This window comes from Galbibacter mesophilus (assembly GCF_023721415.1).
In the GTDB taxonomy this organism is placed as follows: Bacteria; Bacteroidota; Bacteroidia; order Flavobacteriales; family Flavobacteriaceae; genus Galbibacter; species Galbibacter mesophilus.
Window position 1 is genome coordinate 1581972 of the sequence record NZ_JAMQVC010000001.1, and the last position, 20732, is coordinate 1602703.

At 38.6% G+C, this 20732-nt stretch carries 18 protein-coding genes; 4 read left to right on the forward strand and 14 right to left on the reverse strand.

The window, feature by feature from the left end; genetic code table 11:
* The first annotated feature begins 11 nt into the window (after positions 1-11).
* Together NDQ75_RS06845 and NDQ75_RS06850 are read left to right on the forward strand one after the other, a co-directional pair.
* Complete coding sequence (locus NDQ75_RS06845) at positions 12-2108, forward strand: outer membrane protein assembly factor BamB family protein (protein WP_202028633.1); 2097 nt, start codon at positions 12-14, stop codon at positions 2106-2108.
* 13 nt (positions 2109-2121) lie between these two features.
* Entirely contained in the window at positions 2122-2826 is a 705-nt protein-coding gene (locus NDQ75_RS06850; protein WP_202028634.1) for an SGNH/GDSL hydrolase family protein, read from the forward strand.
* A gap of 55 nt (positions 2827-2881) precedes the next feature.
* On the opposite strand, the gene NDQ75_RS06855 is transcribed toward NDQ75_RS06850, so the two are convergent.
* From NDQ75_RS06855 to NDQ75_RS06920, 14 genes are all read right to left on the reverse strand, one after another.
* Positions 2882-3211: a 2Fe-2S iron-sulfur cluster-binding family protein gene (locus NDQ75_RS06855; RefSeq protein ID WP_202028635.1), complete on the reverse strand. Its 330-nt coding sequence runs from the start codon at positions 3209-3211 to the stop codon at positions 2882-2884.
* A gap of 91 nt (positions 3212-3302) precedes the next feature.
* Positions 3303-4355 carry an NAD(P)/FAD-dependent oxidoreductase gene (locus NDQ75_RS06860; RefSeq protein WP_202028636.1) on the reverse strand — a complete coding sequence of 351 codons (1053 nt, stop codon included), beginning with the start codon at positions 4353-4355 and terminating at the stop codon, positions 3303-3305.
* Positions 4356-4502: 147 nt separating this feature from the next.
* On the reverse strand, positions 4503-4742 hold the full coding sequence (locus NDQ75_RS06865; RefSeq protein ID WP_202028637.1) for a NifU family protein: 240 nt from the start codon (positions 4740-4742) through the stop codon (positions 4503-4505).
* A gap of 11 nt (positions 4743-4753) precedes the next feature.
* A complete protein-coding gene (locus NDQ75_RS06870; protein WP_202028638.1) occupies positions 4754-5884 on the reverse strand; it encodes an Mrp/NBP35 family ATP-binding protein in 1131 nt (376 codons plus the stop codon).
* 131 nt (positions 5885-6015) lie between these two features.
* On the reverse strand, positions 6016-6663 hold the full coding sequence (locus NDQ75_RS06875) for a hypothetical protein (RefSeq protein WP_202028639.1): 648 nt from the start codon (positions 6661-6663) through the stop codon (positions 6016-6018).
* A 31-nt stretch (positions 6664-6694) separates the two neighbouring features.
* Positions 6695-7744, reverse strand: coding sequence for a hypothetical protein (locus tag NDQ75_RS06880; protein WP_202028640.1), 1050 nt, complete (start codon positions 7742-7744; stop codon positions 6695-6697).
* Positions 7745-7803: 59 nt separating this feature from the next.
* Positions 7804-8391 (reverse strand): hypothetical protein, encoded by a 588-nt coding sequence (locus NDQ75_RS06885; RefSeq protein WP_202028641.1) that lies wholly within the window; start codon positions 8389-8391, stop codon positions 7804-7806.
* 13 nt (positions 8392-8404) lie between these two features.
* Entirely contained in the window at positions 8405-9202 is a 798-nt protein-coding gene (locus NDQ75_RS06890; RefSeq protein ID WP_202028642.1) for a hypothetical protein, read from the reverse strand.
* 140 nt (positions 9203-9342) lie between these two features.
* Positions 9343-9633: a chaperone modulator CbpM gene (locus NDQ75_RS06895; RefSeq protein WP_202028643.1), complete on the reverse strand. Its 291-nt coding sequence runs from the start codon at positions 9631-9633 to the stop codon at positions 9343-9345.
* A 2-nt stretch (positions 9634-9635) separates the two neighbouring features.
* Positions 9636-10541, reverse strand: coding sequence for a DnaJ C-terminal domain-containing protein (locus tag NDQ75_RS06900; protein ID WP_202028644.1), 906 nt, complete (start codon positions 10539-10541; stop codon positions 9636-9638).
* Positions 10542-11206: 665 nt separating this feature from the next.
* Entirely contained in the window at positions 11207-11794 is a 588-nt protein-coding gene (locus NDQ75_RS06905) for an SET domain-containing protein (protein ID WP_202028645.1), read from the reverse strand.
* Between the two features lie 39 nt (positions 11795-11833).
* On the reverse strand, positions 11834-13102 hold the full coding sequence (gene bioA, locus NDQ75_RS06910) for an adenosylmethionine--8-amino-7-oxononanoate transaminase (protein WP_202028646.1): 1269 nt from the start codon (positions 13100-13102) through the stop codon (positions 11834-11836).
* Between the two features lie 70 nt (positions 13103-13172).
* Positions 13173-13793, reverse strand: coding sequence for a dethiobiotin synthase (gene bioD, locus NDQ75_RS06915; protein ID WP_202028647.1), 621 nt, complete (start codon positions 13791-13793; stop codon positions 13173-13175).
* A gap of 89 nt (positions 13794-13882) precedes the next feature.
* Positions 13883-15073, reverse strand: coding sequence for an aminotransferase class I/II-fold pyridoxal phosphate-dependent enzyme (locus NDQ75_RS06920; RefSeq protein WP_202028648.1), 1191 nt, complete (start codon positions 15071-15073; stop codon positions 13883-13885).
* Positions 15074-15186: 113 nt separating this feature from the next.
* On the opposite strand from NDQ75_RS06920, the gene NDQ75_RS06925 reads away from it, so the two are divergent.
* Positions 15187-17028, forward strand: a complete 1842-nt coding sequence (locus NDQ75_RS06925) for a M61 family metallopeptidase (protein ID WP_202028649.1) — start codon at positions 15187-15189, stop codon at positions 17026-17028.
* Positions 17029-17138: 110 nt separating this feature from the next.
* Positions 17139-20699, forward strand: a complete 3561-nt coding sequence (locus NDQ75_RS06930) for a PAS domain-containing hybrid sensor histidine kinase/response regulator (RefSeq protein WP_202028650.1) — start codon at positions 17139-17141, stop codon at positions 20697-20699.
* Positions 20700-20732 lie beyond the last annotated feature (33 nt).

A 20732-nucleotide genomic window follows, 5' to 3' on the forward strand; every position in this document is an offset into this window, starting at 1 on the left:
TAATTTTTGTAATGAAGACTTTTAATATTTGCAAACTGTTCTTTTTACTACTGATTTTTATCGGTTGTGAGAACAAAAATGATTCTAGTCACGACTGGAAAGAGTATTTAGGGGGAGCAGAGCGTAATCATTTTACCAAACTATCCCAGATTACACCGGAAAACGTACATGAATTAGACATCGCATGGTCCCATAAACTTCCCGATAGTGGCCAAATGCAAATGAATCCAATTATTGCTAATAATTTAATTTATGGGGTTACTGCCAAGTTGCAGACATTTGCTTTGCGTGCCGATACGGGTGAAAGAGCTTGGATTTTCGGCGATACTTTAAAAGCTTGGCACAGCACGAGTAGAGGGGTTTCTTATTGGGAAAAAGGAAAAGACAAACGTATTTTGTACACAATGGGTGCCTCATTATACGCTTTAGATGCTTTAACGGGAAAACCGATACAATCATTTGGGGATAATGGGAAAATCGACTTGCATGCGGGATTGCCTGAAGTGGCTCAAAATAAATTTATCATTTCCAATACCCCCGGAACAATTTACAAAGATATAATCGTGATGCCGGTTCGTGTTTCTGAAGGCGCTGATGCGGCTCCTGGTGATATTCGTGCTTTCAATATTCTCACCGGAGAATTGGTTTGGACTTTCCATACCATTCCACACCCAAAAGAACCAGGCTACGAGACATGGGAAAACAAGGAAGCTTATAAAAACAAGAATATTGGTGGAGCTAATAATTGGGCCGGAATGGCGGTAGATAATGAGCGAGGTATTCTTTATGTGCCAACAGGCTCCAATGCTCCTGATTTTTACGGGGGAAATAGAAAGGGAGACAATCTATACGCCAATTGTTTGCTTGCACTGGATGCCAATACAGGAAAATTGCTTTGGCACTTTCAAACCACGCATCACGATATTTGGGACAGAGATTTACCGGCACCTCCAAATTTAATTACGGTGGAAAGATACGGTAAAAAAATTGATGCAGTCGCCCAAATTACCAAACAGGGGTATGTTTTCGTATTCAACAGGGAAACAGGAGAACCTCTTTTTGATATTGAGGAAGTTGAAGTTCCAGCGTCTACATTAGATGGAGAAGCGGCTTCACCTACACAACCGATACCGGTATTGCCTAAACCGTACGCTCGATTGAGTAGTGATATTTCAGAAGAAGATTTGAGTCCGTACGCAGAAAATCAAGAGGACATAAAAAGAAAATTCAATAGCTTAAAAAAACATAATTTTACACCACCAGGATTGGAACCTAGTTTGATGCTTCCGGGTTATGATGGTGGTGCAGAGTGGGGCGGAGCAGGCGCTGACCCTGAAAATGGTATTTTGTATGTAAACGCAAATGAAATGCCTGTTGTTCTGTCTATGAAGAAGAATGAAGAGGAAAAAAATAGCTCAGTTGTGGATGGAGCTTCGTTGTATAAAAAATACTGTGCTATTTGTCATCAAGAACATAGAAAGGGTGTTGCTGAAAGTGGTTATCCATCACTTTTGAATTTGCCTTCCAAATATCAAGAAGAAGAAATTTTAAAATTAATAGAACTCGGAAAAGGAATGATGCCTGGTTTCCCTCAAATATCAGAAGATGAAAGAGAGGCAATTTTAGCATTTGTTTACCGGGGCGATAAACAGGAAGTGGTTTTGGAAAGTGATGACGACATTTACCGATCGCCTTACAACCATAGTGGCTATTTTAAGTTTTTAGATAGCAATGAACTTCCGGCCATCGCCCCGCCTTGGGGAACATTAAGCGCTATCGACCTGAATTCTGGAAATTATCTTTGGCAAATTCCGTTAGGAATAACCCCTTCTTTGAATAACGCCGCAACTGGTACCGAAAATTATGGTGGACCTATTATTACGGAGAATGGTTTGTTGTTTATTGCAGCAACAAAAGATGGCTATTTTAGAGCTTTTAATAGAAATAGTGGTAAATTGCTGTGGGAAATTAAACTCCCTGCAGCATCTTTCGCAACGCCTTCAACGTATATGATAAATGGGAAGCAATACATTGTTATGGCATGTGGAGGAGAGAAATTAGGAACACCGAAAGGAAATCAAATAATAGCCTTTGCTTTAAAGGAATAATAAAAAATGTAAGATGAAACGATTTATACTTGTACTAACTTTACTGTTTTTAGCGGCTTGTAAATCTACTCAAACCACTGTTCAAACTGAAAGTCCGCCAGCACCGGAAGATTTGAAGTATTTGGCGTTAGGGGATAGCTATACAATTGGGGAAAGTGTATGTGAAAGCTGTAAATTTCCTATTCAATTAATAAGCAGACTTGCTGAAGAGGAGGATCAAAAAATTGAGCTACAGGTGATAGCTAAAACGGGCTGGACTACCTCAGATTTGATTAAAGCTATTAATGAAGAAAATCCAACTCCTGATCAAGATTTTGTTACACTATTAATTGGGGTGAACAATCAATACCAAGGAAAAGACTTTTCGCTCTATGAGGAAGATTTTCCTGCCTTGTTGGCCAAGGCCATACAATTGGCTAAAGGAAATAAAGAACATGTTTTTGTGATTTCAATCCCCGATTATGCATACACTCCATTCGGACAAAGAAAAGGAAATACGGATAAAATCTCTTCTGAAATAGACCAGTACAACGCTTTTGCCAAGAAAACAGCTCAAATTATGGGTGTAAGTTTTATAAATATAACCAATATTACACGCGAAGGATTGAAGAATACTTCTTTAGTAGCTTCAGATGGTTTGCATCCTTCCAAAGAAGCATACAGCAGTTTTGTTTCTCAAATACTGTTGGAAATTAAGAAGAAGGATATTGCGAAGTAAAATTTTTTAAGAAGAATGAAAAGGAGTAAAGATTTATCTAGTCTTCACTCCAGGATTAGACCTCTGGAGCTAATTCAACTTCCAATCCGTCCAAATCAAACGTCATGGGAATTTGGCAGCCCAAACGGCTATTGTCTTTTACGTTGAAAGCTTCTGCAAGCATAAGGTCTTCGTCGTAACTCATTTCCGGTAACTTATGGTCTGATGTTACGTAACATTGGCAAGAAGCGCACATCGCCATACCACCACATACACCAATGGTTCCTTCGGGAGCAAGCTCATAAGAACGAACTACCTCCATTAAATTCATTGCCATATCTGTTGGGGCCTGTACTTCGTGAACTTCACCTTCACGGTCTTTGATTTTTATCGTAATATCAGACATAAGTATTCTATTTGATGCGGTAAAAATACATAAAAAGTTTAATACCCTACTAGACTACTAGGGAATATTTTTTTACCGCAAACTTATTTTATTAGTTAATGGATTTTACTACTGCTTTTTCAGCTTCTTTTCTACTTCCGTCGAAACCGTCAACGCCACTTACGGTAGTGTATTTCATAACGTATTTTTTATCAGGGAAAATACGTTTGTAGGCGCTTTGGCACATAAGAGTGGCTTCGTGAAATCCGCAAAGAATAAGCTTTAACTTTCCTGGGTAGGTGTTTACATCTCCAATGGCATAAATACCTGGAATATTGGTTTGGTAATCCAATGTATTGTCTACTTTAATGGCATTCTTCTCAATTTCGAGTCCCCAATTGGCAATAGGGCCAAGTTTAGGGGATAGACCGAACAAAGGAATAAAATGGTCTAGCTCAAGATTGATGATGTCTTCTTCTTGTTTGATGGAAATGCTTTCTAGTTTACCGTTTCCATGTAATTCTTTTACTTCCGCGGGAGTGATTAAGTTAATCTTTCCAAGTTTTTTAAGCTCTTCTACTTTTTCCACGGAATCCAATGCACCCCGAAATTCATTTCTTCGGTGAATAAGAGTAACCTCATCAGCCACATCTGCTAAAAAAATAGACCAATCTAATGCAGAATCTCCACCGCCCGCGATGGCAACCCGTTTTCCTCTATAAATTTCTGGGTCGCGAATAATGTATTCCACACCCTTGTCTTCGAAAGATTCTATGTTTTGTAGTTGAGGTTTTCTAGGTTCAAAGCTCCCTAATCCTCCCGCAATAGCTACAACTTTTGCTTGGTGCTTAGTTCCTTTATTAGTGGTAACTATAAACGAATCATCTTCTTGCTTCTCAATTGTTTCTGCTCGTTCACCAAGGGTAAAGCCAGGTTCAAAAGCTTCGATTTGTTTCATGAGGTTATCAACAAGGTCTCCTGCCAGAACTTCTGGAAATCCTGGGATATCGTAAATAGGCTTTTTAGGATAAATCTCTGCACATTGTCCACCAGGCTGTGGAAGCGCATCGATTAAGTGACATTTCAATTTTAGCAATCCAGCTTCAAAAACGGTAAAAAGTCCTGTGGGGCCAGCTCCTATTATGAGAATATCTGTTTGAATCATTCGAAAACATCTTTTTTTGAGACAGTTTATATCAAACAAAAAACTGTCCTGTATTATTTACTGAAAAAGCGTAAGGAAGAGAGCCTAAAGAGTTATAATGCACGGATTTTTGGAATGTGCAGAATAATTAGGCTCGCACGCCAAAAATTATTCTATATTAACTACTTGCTCTATTTGCGGAACATATTTTTTTATGGTCATTTCCACGCCGCTTTTAAGCGTCATTTGATTAACACTGCAGCCAACACAAGCGCCTTCAAGCCTTACTTTTACCAACTTATCGTCATCAATGGAAACAAGACTAATGTTTCCACCATCACTTTCTAGGAAAGGTCTTATTTCCTCCAGTGCTTTTTCTACGTTTAATTTAACTTCTTCCGACGTCATTGCTATTGAAATTATTTCTTAGTTACCGCTGAACAGCCTGCCATGGTTGTTATTTTTATAGCTTCTGTAGGCGGTAGGTTTTTGTTACGCGTTACCACTTCCTGAACTACATTCTTGGTGAGTTCCTTAAAAGCGTTTTCCAACGGGGTGTTTTCTTGTAACGCCGCAGGTCTACCAACATCTCCAGCTTCCCGAATGCTTTGTACTAATGGTATCTCACCTAGGAAAGGTACGCTTAAATCATTAGACAGATTTTTAGCACCTTCCTTACCGAAAATATAATATTTATTGTCCGGTAGTTCTTCAGGTGTGAAATAGGCCATATTTTCTACAATTCCCAACACAGGGACGCTTATACTTTCTTGTTGGAACATAGCAACCCCTTTCTTGGCATCGGCAAGGGCAACATTTTGCGGTGTACTTACTACTACCGCTCCAGTGATTGGCAATGCCTGCATGATACTTAGGTGGATGTCTCCCGTTCCCGGAGGAAGGTCAATCAATAGAAAATCTAATTCGCCCCAAGCGGCATCAAAAATCATTTGGTTTAATGCCTTTGCGGCCATAGGTCCACGCCAAATTACGGCTTGGTTGGGTTGGGTGAAAAAGCCTATGGAAAGAATTTTTACACCATAGCTTTCAATTGGTTTCATTTTAGACTTTCCATCTATATTGATTGCGAGTGGTTTTTCATTTTCCACATCAAACATGATAGGTGCAGATGGTCCGTAAATATCGGCATCTAAAAGCCCAACTTTAAAGCCCATTTTAGATAATGTAACTGCTAAATTAGAAGTTACGGTAGATTTACCTACGCCTCCTTTTCCAGAAGCAACGGCAATAATATTTTTAATGCCAGGAATTTCCTTGCCTTTAATCTTTGGTTTTTCAGGTGCATCCACTTTCAGGTTTACTTTAACCTTAGCTTTTTGGTACACTTTATCGTGAATGGTCTTTAAAATCTCGACCTCGGTCTTTTTCTTGGCTTGTAAACTTGGATTGTTGATGGTAATATCCACAACTACTTCATCTCCAAACGTCATTACATTGGTAACCGCACCGCTTTCAATCATATTCTTCCCTTCTCCAGGAGCAGAAATTGTTTCGAGTGCTTTTACAACATCATTTTTATTAATCTTCATGTAAAATTATTCTGATTTCTAGCGTTTTAACACAGTCTACTTTAAACTGATTCTAAATTACAAAGATAGGGATTATTAATTAGAAGTAATATTTAAGATTTCAAAATTTACAACGCTCTTAACAGCCACAATTAGTTTAAACTGAATACGAGTCCGCCGCCTAATCCAAACTGGTAAATGGTAGAATAGGTGGTTAAACCTGCTTGCGGACCGTAACCTCCAAAATAAACACCTCCACCAGCAGCTTGTACGGCAGACAGCAGTTGCGCTTGCATCTTAATGCCAACGTAATCGTTCATCCAGTAGATTCCTCCTAATTTGGCGCCCCAGCTAAATTTCGTAGCGTCATCACTTCGGTTTAAATCGGGGTTCTCTACATTGGCAAACATAACCCCAGCCATGAGTCCGCCGTAACCTTGAAAAGGTGCGTTCGGGCTACCGAAATAATGGTTTCCGCCAATCATTAGATAGTTAATCCCTAAGTCGAAATCGGTACGGCTTGCACGCCCAGAGCTACGTAATTGATAGGTAGTTGGCGCTTTGGTATCTTGGCGTAAGTAGGTAACTTCAACACCAACATACGGGCGGGCCTTGTATTCTGCACCGATTCCCCATTGCAGTCCGCCTTCAATAGTTCCATCATAGTATTCACCTATATCGTAGTACGAATCAAAACTATCGTCGAAAACATAACTTCCGTAAACAGTAACATTAAAATCCTGCGCGGTGGCCACACCGTAAAAAGCCAATGCGATTGATAGAATAAGTAGTTTTTTCATGAGTTTTATAATTTACATTTTTATTATTTTTTTAAAGTCCGAAACGATAGTTGGCACTCACCAATATTTGTGTTCTTCCTTTACCAACTCCGGTTTCCAATCGGTACCACCATCTCTTTCCGTGGTTGTATTGTACCCCAATTTGAAAAGAATATTCGCTTAACGGTTCCTTGTCAAAGCGATAGCCTAACTCGCCATCACCTGGCGTTCTTCCGTCAAGCCAATCTTGAATTTCCCCAACAATTTGGTTGACCAATATTTGCTGGGCTGGCCCGAGGTTATCGTACCAGTTGGTAGCAGCGCTGTTAATATCATCTTTTATTTCCTGTAGTTTGCCTTGATCAACCTGCGAAAACATTTCGCTTATGCTCAAAGAGCCCGAAGAATTTCGTTGCAGGCGTTGGTGCTGCACTCCTAAACTCAGATTGATGTTGTGAAAACGTTTTTGAAAGGCGAAGCTACGCCCAATCTTAACATTGGTTACCGTACCAAACACCAAACCATCCAGTGAGCTTACGTTAGACCATGTGAAATTTGTGTTGGCAATGGCAAAATATTTACCTGTTCCGTAAGCGAGGACGGTTCCAAAGCCATACGTATCTGCGGTGGGAGTGGTGGGGATATCAAATTCAAACGGACTAACAAGCGGTACTAAATTATCGGTTTGTGCTCGAGCATAGAGTCCGTAAACGTTCCAAAAAGGGAATAGCCATGCGTCGAGACGAACATTAACCACTCTTGCGGAGCTTTTTATTTCATCAAACTGAATAAACTCCATGGGTGTAAACTCTCCATCATTAAGTTTAAGTTCTAGGTTGGTAAGGGTGAGTTTGTTGTCTTGGCTGATGTAGTTCACCATAATTCCGAAGGGAAGTGGTAAGTCGTGACCCAATTTCTGAACTCTATCCCCGTAAATGGGCAATACAAACGGATACTCAGAATTTTTAAGACTATCCACATGTTGCTGGTCGATTTTACGAATAGGAAGGTCTTGACCAAAGCTAAAGCCACAACAAAATAGGATTGTTACTAAAAAAGTAAAATAGAAGTGCGCTGTGCTTTTTTTATTGGTAATCGTCATACATTTTTATATCAGGTAGCTGATTAAATCGTGCATTCAGCTAGCATGTCATCCTCTTTTTATTTAATATAATTTTGCAGATTTCCGTCTCGGCCAAAACTGTTTAAGGCATTCATGGCATCTTTCATGGCAATGGGAGTGTACTCACACGTTTCCGAAGAAAAATAACGAATTTCCCCAGCATCCATTCTTGGGGCATCAGGAATAAAAATGCTTAAGAACCCATCGTTTTCAGCAATAATAAAAGCAATACGATGATAAATATCTTCCTTTAGTAAAATGGCTTTCCAGTTATCATCGTCTTTTTTTATAGGATTATCGCCAAGCAAACGATATTTAAGAATTTGTAAACTTGGAAGGAGTAAAAAGAGTTTATCTTCCACTTTTTGTCCCCAACTATTTACCAGTCCTTTTTTTACTAGAAATCCAGCGAAATAACAAATCAGGATTATAAATAATAACGTTATAATGGTAACGGTTGCCGCACCAAAAATGGAGTGAATGCCCAGTACTTTTACTATTTCCCTGCCCACAGGAAGAAGCAATTGAAGCGCATGGGTAACCAAAAGGATAATGACCAGCAATGGAATTAAAAAGAAAATTCCACCCAGTATAATGGCATTCGTTGATTTGTTGAAGAATTTCATACAGTAGCTTTTATCAGTTCATAAACTGAAGGTTGATACCGGTAAACACTTGAAAAATGGGTTGTGTACCACTGGTAAGCATAGAATATTGCGGCTCTACAAAACAGTTCACCATGGTATCGCCCAACTTTATAACCTTTCCAATTCCTAATCCGATAGGCACACTGTAGGCGTCGTTTTTAAAATCGAAATACCAAATGGGTGCACCCCTTAGGTATAAACCTTTGCCCAATTGCCAAAAATAAAAAGGTTGCACGGCAGAATTGTTCGTGCCCTCCCGGTCGCTTTGCCCAGCAAAAGATGTTTGCCAAGTAATTAACGACCCAAATTGAAATATGGGAGATTTAGCAATAAACGCCACGAAGGCAAGCCCTCCTTGCCATTTACCGGTACCCAAAATTTCATCGGTAGCGGTTGGTGCCGTTAATAATGGTCCTGCTCCAATGGTAGCTGTTGGTTTGGAAACAAAACTATACGCTAGAAAAGCATTAATATCACCCAGTCCACTTGTAGTATTTACGCCGCCAGCGGTGTTGGGAATGCCAAAAGTGCTTAATGGAGTGGAAACCCTTAAAAGAAATTTTCCGCCAGCAAGCGGTTTTGCAAAACGTACCCAGCCAGTGTTGGTGTAACTGCCATCGGGGGCATTGGATAATTTTGGTGTGTAATAATCGTGAAAATTCAAGGCCGTCATATTCGCCAATGGGTTATTGGCCTGTGCGGCACTATTTGATGCTTCTGTAGTGTCTTCTTGCGCCAAGGACACATTCAAAAAAAATAGCGATAAAAGAGTAGCGGTAAGATTCCTCATAGTTATAATTGTTAGTTCGCCTGTTGTTATTTATAAAAACAGGAAATATTTATAAAACGTTATTCTTAAAAACTATGTAGGAGAGGGGATTCCTAAATTAAAGATACAACTTTTACATAAATGGCAATTGCCAAACCGTATTATTCATATAAACGTAACCTATTTTTCATGGTTTGTAGCTCTTTTTCCATTGTTTCTATCCGATTTAATAAATGATGAATAACTTCCAGTCCTTCTAGGTTTATACCCAAATCATGATATAAACGAACCATTTTTTCTAAAGTTGGTAGATTCTCTTCTGAAATATAATCCTCTTCTGCATCGGAATGAATTTGTACCAATTCCGCTTCTCTGCAATGCGTTACAAAAACTTCATCTACCTCATAATTTTTACAAAACTCCTGTATGCTAATAGAATATTTTGTTGCCATAATTATAGATTTTCCTGTTTTAACTCTTCAAACAATGCTTTCTGTTTATCGTTGAGGGTTTTTGGTAATTTCACCTGATAGGTTATAAATAAATCTCCAAAGTCACCTTCCTTTTTGTAAACGGGGAAGCCTTTACCCTTCAGTTTTACTTGTTGTCCGTTTTGTGTACCTGGAGCCACTTTTAGTTTAACTTTCCCGTCAAACGTTTCCGTGGTAATTTCTCCACCCAAAACAGCTGTGGTTAATTCAATCTCTTCGGTTTTATATAAGTTGGCACCTTCCCTTTTAAAATTTGTGTTGTTATTTATGCTGAAGGTTATATAGAGGTCGCCATTGGGACCGCCGTTTATGCCCGGACCACCGTGCTCTTTTATTTTAATGGTTTGTCCGTTTTCAATACCGGCGGGAATGGTAATACGGATATTTTTTTGATTGACGGAAAGCGTTTGTTTATGCGTTTTATAAGCATCCGTAAGGTTCAATTGAAGCTCAGCATTGAAATCTTGTCCGCGAAAGCCGGTTTGCCTACGTTGACTACGAAAGCCGCCACCGCCAAACATCGATTCGAAAAAATCTGAAAAATCCTCGGCGCCGCCACCTCCGCTAGAATAGGTGAACGGGTCGCCCCCGCTGTATTGCCTACTTTGGCGTTGTTGCGCTTTGGCTTTTTCAAACTCCTCCGCATGTTGCCAATCTTTTCCGTATTCATCATATTTTTTGCGCTTTTCGGGGTCGCTCAATACCTCATGGGCTTCGTTAATTTGTTTGAATTTAACTTCGGCTTCTTTGTTGTTGGGGTTGAGGTCTGGATGGTATTTTCGGGCTAGTTTTCTATAAGCTTTTTTTATATCTGCTGAAGAAGCACTTTTATCGAGCTCTAAAACTTTGTAATAATCTATAAACTCCATAAATTTTTCAATTCAATTTTTCAATTCAATTTCTACTATTTAAAATTACGGAATTTTTCGTTTGATAAAAGGTCGCTTAAGAATGATATTTCTTGGATTTTGGGCTGCGGAGTTGAATAAAAGCCTATAAAACATGGCCTTTACCCTTCCGAAGAGGGGTAGCGCCCTCTTGTAGCACCATTTTATCTGATAATTTCATGAATAGTATGATGAAAGAGGTGTTTTTATCCGATTTTATAAGGCTTGTTAGTCCTTTAAGTATCATTTTTTACCCATAGAATATTGCTTTTTTGTCAAAAAATAAGGGTATTTACCTGTTTATTGAGGCTAATAAATGATAATTTATCGCTTCTAAATAGTAATTTATCGTTTGGAAGGATGTTTTTAACGCTTCGGAAGATGTTTGCCTGGCAAACAAGGCATTTAAGAAGGTTTTTTTGGCAAAGAAAAACGTCTTTATCCTTCATTTTTTAAAGTGAAAGCCATTATTAAACCCTTAGAAGCGTTAATTTATCACTAATAATTATCATTTTAGTCATTGCAAAGGTTTTGATATGGCGTATTAGCACCATTGTATGGGAAAATAGTGTAAAAAGAAGGCTCCTAACCCGTTTGAATGGGGCTAGAAGCCTACTGAAAACACTTTTTAGTACAGTTTAATTTTATTATTTACCCTCGTAATAGCACATTAAAATAGAATCTAAAGCGGTTTCCCCTTTGTCTATTTTGTTGATTTTCTGTTGCATTTTACTGCTTAAAAAATTAGCCAAGGGCTGGTTTACCGCATTAATGTGGATAAAAGCTTGCTGAAGGGATTCATCCCACATTTTATGATAATTCAATAAATCGTCTGGGTACACAATTTTTCTATCGGTTCCCTCGTCTTTTGCCTTAAAGGGCTTTTCAATGTTTAAATAGCCGTAATCGTCGGTGAGTTCTTCGCCTGGATAAATGTCCCGAATGGCAATCTCAAAATCGTAAGGGGTGGTTAAACAATTGCTTTTAAAACTATGGTTTACAAACTTCGCTAGGTCCCAACAAAGCACATAGTCGCCTTTATTGTTTCGAAACGTGTAGTATTCAATAATTTTTTGGTAATCTTCGCTCATGTTGTTTACTTGAGCAGGGGAAAGCACCAAATCGAGTTGGTCTTGTACCCATGTAATTGTTCCTTTCGGAATCAATTTTGTTGCCACAACGCCATGACCTATTTCATCGGAAATAAATCGCAGCTCGGTATGCGGGTGAATCATTGAATGATAAGCAAATAGATTTAAATTTCTACAGCTAATTTATACTATTTTTTGAAGCAAAATTTCAATTTTATCATAAATTTTTTGCAGTTGTTCATCGGTGATTATGTAGGGGGCAGAAATGTACACGGTGCTACCCAATGGCCTCATAAACAATTGGTTGTCTAAAAAGAAGCGGAGTAGTTCATCCCTTAAATTTCCATAGCGTTCCATCTCCACCGCCAAATCGATGGCGTAGATAATTCCGCATTGTCTGGTGCGGGCTACTTTCGGGTGATTTTTAATGCGCTCATTGAATTTTTCGTGCGACTTTATTACCCGTTGTATGTTGGCTTGCATTTCATCAGTTTGCAGGAGTTCTATGCCGGCAAGCGCTGCAGCACAGGCAATAGGATTAGCGCTATAAGTGTGCCCGTGAAAGAGGCCTTTGCCAATATCGTCGCTGTAAAAAGCTTGGTAAATTTCTTCGGTGCAACTGGTAATGGCCATGGGGACCATTCCAGCGGTAAGCGCTTTGCTCATGCAGATTATATCTGGATGATTTTTTAAGTGAAGTGAAGCAAAATGTTTTCCAGTTTTTCCAAAGCCAGTCATCACTTCATCGGCAATGGTTACAACACCATGTTCATTACATTCCGCAATCAATAAATCCAACCCTTCTGCATCGTGCATTTTCATGGCGGCAGCCCCTTGAACTAGCGGTTCAAAAATAAAACTGGCTACATTTTTTTCAGAAATAATTCTTTTAAGAACACTAAGGACTTCTTGATTGTTGTCTCCGTTTGGAACGGGAATGCGCTTCACGGAAAGGAAAAAATCTTCAAACGGACCGTTATAAACGGATAAACCTGAAACCGACATGGCACCAAAAGTATCTCCGTGAAATCCCTCTTCAAAAGCGATGAGCACTGGCCGTTTTTCTCCCCGATTGAAGTGATATTGAAGCGACATTTTTATAGCTACTTCTACGGAAGTGGAACCATTATCAGAAAAAAAAAGTTTGTTTTGGTTTTCAGGAAGGATGTTAATTAACGCTTCGGAAAGATTTACTACTGGCGGATGTGTAAGTCCGGCAAAAACCACTTGGTCGAGTTTGGCTACTTGCTCCTGTACCTTTTTTACAATATGGGGGTGGCAATGGCCATAAGCGGAAGTGTACCAAGAAGCAATCCCGTCAATATATTCCTTACCATCCTCCGCATATAAAATGGCTCCTTTTGCGTGGGTTATGCCCATGCTTTCAGGATGTACTTTATGCTGGGTCAATGGGTGCCAAAGGTGTTTTTTATCTCTTTCTGAAAGATTCATGCGCTACATTAAATTATCACTGCAAAGATGCGGATTGTAGAACAATTTGAAAACGGGTTGGCCTCGAATTTTAAAGTTTTAACAGCTCAGGCTTAAATTTATCGGCGTATTTACGGATGATTTCTTTGTTGAATTCCTTTTCTTCGTCTATCCGGCCAATCACGGGTACGCCTGTCATTTTTTGAATGATTTGCTCTGTGGTTGGATGTTTTTTTCCACTGAAGATAATGGAAACATTAAAACCGTGTTCCTTCAATAAATTCACTGTCAATAGCGTATGGTTGATGCTTCCCAAATAATGGCGCGATACCACAATAATCTTATACTCCGGTTTAATAATGTCCATAATAGTATCCTTGTCGTTTAAAGGAACTAAAATCCCTCCGGCTCCTTCAATTACGAGTCCGTTTTTAGTTTCGGGTACTTTTATGTTGTCCAATTTTATTTCCACATTGTCAATAGCAGCAGATGCATGCGGACTAATAGGGACTTTAAGGGCGTAACTATTGGGGTGGAATTTAGATTCGGTATTGGAAATAAGGGTATGTACTTTATGGGTGTCGGAGTTGTCCAAATCCCCAGATTGAATTGGTTTCCAATAGTCGGCTTCCAAGGCTTCTACAATGATAGCTGAGGCGATTGTTTTCCCAACTTCAGTAGAAATACCTGTAACAAAATATCGAGATTTCATGAGTAGTTAATTAGCGTAAAAAGTGGTGTAATTTACAAAATTCACTTAATAAAGAGTAATCCAATAGGTTCTAAAAAGGTTTTAAAGGGTTAAACATTTTCGCTGGGTGACAAAAGATTAGCGACTTCCGCTATTTCTTCAAAAGTATTGAAGCTATGAATGCAAAACCGAAGTCTTTCTTCATTTTTAGGAACGGTGGGAGATAAAATAGGCTTCACGTTAAAGCCAGAGTCCTGTAATTTTCCAGCCATTTTTTTAACTTCTTTGTTGCCTCGCACTATGATACATTGAATGGCAGATTCACTTTCAATATAGCCCAGAAGAGTGGTTTCCGGAGTGAATTTATCTTTAAGCAACTTTTTAAAGTGAGCAATGTTTGCTTTTAGTTTTTCTACATTTTTTTGAAAAACTGCTGATTTCGACGCTCCGTTTAATTGCTGATAAACGTTTAAAATGGCTGCTAACGAATGTGGAGGTAATGCGGTAGTATAAATAAAACTTCTGCTGAAATTTACCAGGTAATTCTTCAATTGGGTAGAGCCCAATACGGCCGCTCCGTGACAACCCAATGCTTTTCCAAAAGTTACTATACGTGCAAAAACCTGATGCTCTAGTTTTAGTGCTTGGGTTAAACCCTCGCCAGAAGCTCCAAAAACCCCCACGGCATGGGCTTCGTCTACAATTATGTGTGCATTGAACTCTTTGCAAATGTTAACCATGGTTTTTAAGTCGGGGGAATCGCCGTCCATGGAGAAAACGGCTTCTGTAACCACATAAATTACGTATTCGGTATTTTCAATTTGCGAAGCATGTCGTGCTAATTTCGATTTTAAATCCGAAATATCATTGTGACGAAATTTAAAGGCTTTCGCCGGACATAGGGAAATCCCATCGCGAATACTGGCGTGACTTAATTCATCAAACAAAATAACATCGCCTCTTTGAGGAACGGTGGAGAAAAAGCCTAGATTGGCATCGTAACCTGAGTTATAAATTAAAGCGGCTTCCGAATTGTGGAAACGGGCAATGGTGTTTTCAACTTCTTCATATAAATGGTAATTGCCGGTAATCAGTCGTGAACCTGTAGCTCCATTAGTTTGGATGTTGTGGTCTTTTAAAATGTTTGCTGTTTCAGAAAAAAGTATTTCAGAAGCAGCAAATCCTAAATAGTCGTTGGAGGAGAAATCTACCAAATTATGTGGTGCCGGAAGTTTTCTTAATGCATCTTCTTCATTTCGTTTGGCTAGTTTTTGGGCTAATCGTTTTGGTAAAGCGTTCATAATACTCACAAATCATTATGGTAAAAATAAGGAATCCTTCCGTGGTTACCATAAACTGAAAAACATAAAACGACATTAACAGTAATCTCTACACCTCTTTGGTCTTCAAAAAGATGAAAAATTGGTATCTTGACCAGAAATTAGTAATCGACTCTAAATTTTTCGCCTTGAAACAACTAATCACACTTACCATTATTATTTGTGGTTCGCTTTTTTTGAAAGCTCAAGAACCCGTTACCTACAACGTTTCTTTTGATAATGCCGTTCATCATGAAGCGGAAATTACGGTGGCATTTCCCAAAACGACTTCGGATTCTTTACATTTTAGAATGAGCAGAAGCTCTCCAGGAAGATATGCGTTGCACGAATTTGCCAAAAATGTGTATGGTGTAATGGCTTTTAACGAGGCTGGAGATACGCTGCAAATTGTGAGAAGTAACCCATATGAATGGGTGGTACCAAACCCTGAGGGTAAGACAACCGTAAAATATACGCTGTTTGCCAATCGCGCCGACGGTACATACAGCCAGATTAACGAAAGTAATGCGCACCTAAATATGTCTGCCACATTTATGTATGCCGATGCTTTTTTCAATCATCCTGTGGAGGTGGAATTTGAAGTTCGGGAGGATTTAAATTGGAAAGTGGCTACACAGCTTGAAAAGAAGACGGATACAAAATATTCGGCGCCCAATTTCCAGTATTTTATGGATAGTCCTACGGTAATTAGCGATTATAAAAAACGCTCTTTTACGGTAACTTCCAACGGAAAAGAGTACACTATTGAATTTGTGCTGCACGACACTGCTTCCGGCGAATTATTGGATGAATATTTCGACAAAGTTAAACGTATTGTTATAGCTGAAAAAGAAGTGTTTGGCGAGCTGCCCGATTTTGATTTTGGTCGCTATACTTTTTTGGCGAACTATACGGGACATGCAAGCGGGGACGGTATGGAACACAGAAATTCTACTATTTTAACCGATAGTGAAGGCTTGGCGGATGGCGGAATGGAAAATAACATTGGAACCGTTTCCCACGAATTTTTCCATGCTTGGAACGTAGAGCGTTTACGCCCGAAGGAATTAGAGCCTTTTAATTTTTCCAAAGCGAATATGACAGGCTCTCTGTGGTTTGCAGAGGGTTTCACTAGCTACTATACCAATCTAATTCTATGCAGGGCAGAGGTGATTACACCAGAAGAATATGCTAAAAGCCTTAACCGTACTTTTAACTATGTTTGGAATTCACCTGCCCGAGAATATTTCAATCCGATTGAAATGAGCTATCAAGCACCTTTTGTGGATGCTGCTACATCGGTGGACCCCGTGAACAGGGAAAACACTTTTATTTCATATTATTCCTACGGAAGTATGCTCGGTTTGGCGCTGGATCTTTCTTTGCGGCAAAACGGATTGAATTTAGACGATTACATGAAAAAACTGTGGGAAGAATATGGAAAGAAAGAAATTCCGTACACCATTGACGATCTTCATTTTACTTTAAGTCTGTATGCAGGTAAACCATTTGCAGATACTTTTTTCAATAATTACATTTATAAAAGTGGCATGCCAAACTATGGAGAGCTGTTTGAAAGTGTAGGATTTGAGTTTGCGCAAGATGATGAGAAACCATTTGCAGGATTTACCGTAAATAATGGAAATGTTATTACGAGAAATGTTCAGAAAGGAACGCCCGCATACCTTGCCAATTTAAGTCTTGGTGATGAAATTATATCTGTAAACGGAGAAAAATTGGAAGGCAATGAATCTTTGGAGAAATTACTTTCAGAAAAGAAAGTGGGCGAAGAGCTTACGATAAAATACAAGCGATTTGGTGAGGAAAAAACCACCAAAATAAAATTAGTTGCCGATCCGACTTACAAAATCACGTATGATGAAAAAGCAAGAAGACGGGTTAGAAAGCACCGCGAAGCTTGGCTGAAACAAAAATAGAAAAGCAATAGAACCCCCTATATTTTAACAATTTTTGTATTAAATATAAGGGGTTTTATTTTTTAGGCATAAATTATAGTTATAACTTTAATAACTAAATTCTTTAAAAAGTGCCAGCAACCAATTCTTTTCAAGAAAAATTTAAAATACTAGCAACTGAAGACATCAACATACTTTCGTCTGTTGCTGACAGACCAATTGATGGTTTGTGGATTTTAAATGTTGAGGACGAAACGGAGTGGTACATTAGTGATTCTTTTTGGAATTCCATAGGTTTTAAAATCTCAAAGGTCCCAGATGGAAATTCACCATCACTCCTTCCGGAGCAAAAAGAAGAAATAGAAAATTTAATGGAAATCTTCCGGGATAAATGGAAGAAAGGGGAGGATGTCAATCGATCAGTTGATTTTTTTTCAACCAAAAACAAACAAGTTACTTACCGCTTAGAGACAATTACTACTCAGCAGAAATATTTAATTGTTCAGTTCTTTAGGATTCGAAAAAAACGGGAACATTTAGAGCAACAGAACCAATTATATAAGGTAATTAACCAACTGTCTAATATTGGTGGCTGGGAGGTAGATTTGGAGAATAATACATTGGAATGGACGCACATGACCAAAGATATCCACGAGGTATCAAGGTCTTTTGTGCCTGATATTGAAACGGCGATTAATTTTTACAAAGATGGATGGAGTAGGGATTTGATTTCAAAATTGTTCACTAGAGCAGTAGAAAGCGGAGAAAGCTACGATGTAGAATTAAAAATAATCACTGCAAAAGAGAATGAAAAATGGGTTCGGTCGATTGGTCGGCCAGAAATGAAAGATGGTAAATGCATTCGCGTTTATGGCGCGTTTCAGGATATTGATGCTCGGAAGAAAAAAGAAGTAGAGCATCAACTTTTAAAAGAACGCTTTGAAAAGATTTTTGCAAATACTTCGCTGGGGATAGTGCTCCTTAACCGTGAAAACAAATTGATTTTGGTTAATCCTTCCAGTGTGAAAATTTTTGGTTTTGATGGGGTTTCAGAAGAAGATATACTTCAGTTAACGTATCAGGATTTAATTCATCCGGACGATTTTGAAATGGCACATGAAAACTGGAAAAAATTAATAGACAAGGAAGTTGATTCTTACTCCATGGAATGTCGGTTCTATAAAAAATCGGGTGAATTAATATGGTGCCGAATAAATAATTCCCTTGCTTCCGGAAACGAACTCATCGACGATTTTATCATCTCCCAAATTGAAGATATTACCCATGAGAAGGAGTTGGAGGAAGAAGCCTTTAGGAACGCAAAACTTTTTAAAGGAGCATTTGAATATTCCCCAAACGGGATGGCACTGGTTTCTTTGGAGTTAAAATGGCTTATGGTGAATACCACACTTGCCAAAATGGTAGGTTACACCAAAGAGGAAATGGTAAAGTTGACCATTCAAGACTTAACGCACCCAGATGACAGGGAAACCAACGAAGAGTTAATGCAAAAATATTTTGAGCACAAAAGTAAGACGTACAGTGTTCAACGGCGATACCTTCATAAAAACGGCTCCATAGTGCATTGTTTGTTGAGCGTGTCGCTTTTGCATGATAGTCAAGGAAATCCCAAATATTTTATTGCTCAATTAAATGATATTAGCACCCGGGTTCATTCTCAACAAGAGTTAAAACAAAGCCTAAATGAGTTACAGAGTTTATTTGATGCAACAACGCAGGTGTCTATTATTGAGACGGATTTGCAGGGAGAGGTAAAGAAAATGAACAAAGGTGCAGAGAATTTGTTAGGGTATACCGCCAAAGAAACTATAGGAACAATAAATGTGTTGCAGTTTCACGACCCAAATGAAATTTTGCAAAGAAGTGAAATTTTAAGTAAGCTGCACAAGGAAGAAATAAAAGGATTTCAAACATTGGTTTATCAGGCTAACAATGGGCTGTATGATTCCGGAGAGTGGTCTTTTATCCGTAAAGATGGAAGTCGGTTTTCGGTGCAATTAGTGGTTACGGCAATTAGAAACCATGATGGTTTTGTGACTGGTTATTTAGGAGTAGGGACGGATATTTCCAATCAAAAGAAAATGGAGGCTTCCTTACTGAAGGCAAAACAAAAAGCCGAATCGGCCAACCGCTCTAAGTCGGAATTTCTTGCCAATATGAGTCACGAAATACGCACTCCGTTAAACGGGGTTATTGGCTTCACCGATTTATTAATGAAGACCTCCCTTACGGAAAGTCAGGGGAAATATATGCAGACGGTTTATAACTCAGCTAATTTATTGCTCGATATTATAAATGACATTTTAGATTTTTCAAAAATAGAGGCCGGTAAACTCGAACTTAATATAGAACGGGTTAATTTATCTGAGTTATGTGTTCAAACAATAGATATTATTAAACACAAGGCTCATGCAAAAGGATTGGAGGTTCTATTGGACATTCCGGCCAATTTGGAAACCACAATTTACGCTGATCCTGTTAGACTTCAGCAGATTATAAATAATTTGCTTGGGAACGCGGCAAAATTCACCGAAAAAGGAGAGGTTGAATTAAAAATTCGAAGTAGTAATGTCCCCGCTAATGATAAGCTTCGCAAATTTCATTTTTCTATTAGGGATACGGGAATTGGGATCGCCTCTCATAATCTCTCAAAAATATTTCGCGCTTTCGATCAAGAAGATGCATCTACCACAAGAAAGTATGGAGGAACTGGTTTAGGCCTTACCATCAGTAACAAACTATTGGAGTTGATGGATAGTGGACTTCAAGTAAAAAGTGTATTGCATAAAGGGAGCACTTTTTATTTCGATATAATTTTCAAGGTGGAAAATAAAAATGAGAGTCAGCAGCAAGTAATTTATAGTTCCATAAAAAAGGTTTTAGTGGTTGATGATAATGAGAATAACAGGCTTATTCTTCAGCAAATGTTGAAAGTGAATAACATTCAGGTGAAAACGGTGGCTAATGGTGTGGAGGCTTTAGAGTTGCTGAACAAAACCCGAAACTTTGATTTAATGATTGTGGATTACAATATGCCTTATCTCAATGGGGTTGATTTTATAGCGCACGTTAGAAATGATTTTGAAATTGATGAAAAACAATTGCCCATTGTGCTGTTGCACAGTTCGGTGGAAGATAATAAATTGAATAAGGCATGCAAGGAGCTGAGTATTCGGCGAAACATTACTAAGCCGCTATCTTTAAGTCAATTAGCGAGTATAATTAAAAGTATAGAAGAGCCCGTGGTAGAGGATGATGAAACTGAAGCTGATGAAATTCTGAATTACGATTTGGAAAAAATCACTGGAAATGTTTTAGTGGTCGAAGACAATCCGGTTAATAAAATGCTTGCCAAAACGTTAATAAAGAAAATAGCTCCAAACGCTACTATCCTGGAAGCGGAAGATGGATTGGAAGCCGTAGAGATGTTTTTGAAGCATCAGATTAAAATTATTTTTATGGATATTCAGATGCCCAGAATGAGTGGATTTGAAGCTACTAAAAAAATAAGAAGTATGGAGGAAAATAACCATACACCAATAATAGCCTTAACAGCAAGAACAATTAAAGGCGAAAGAGAAAAATGCATGCGAGCTGGTATGGACGATTATTTAACAAAACCAGTAGTTTATGACACCGTTGAAAAAGCAATCGTTAAGTATTTAACGTAAGCCATAGTACTAAACGGTAGAAGAATTTTAAAT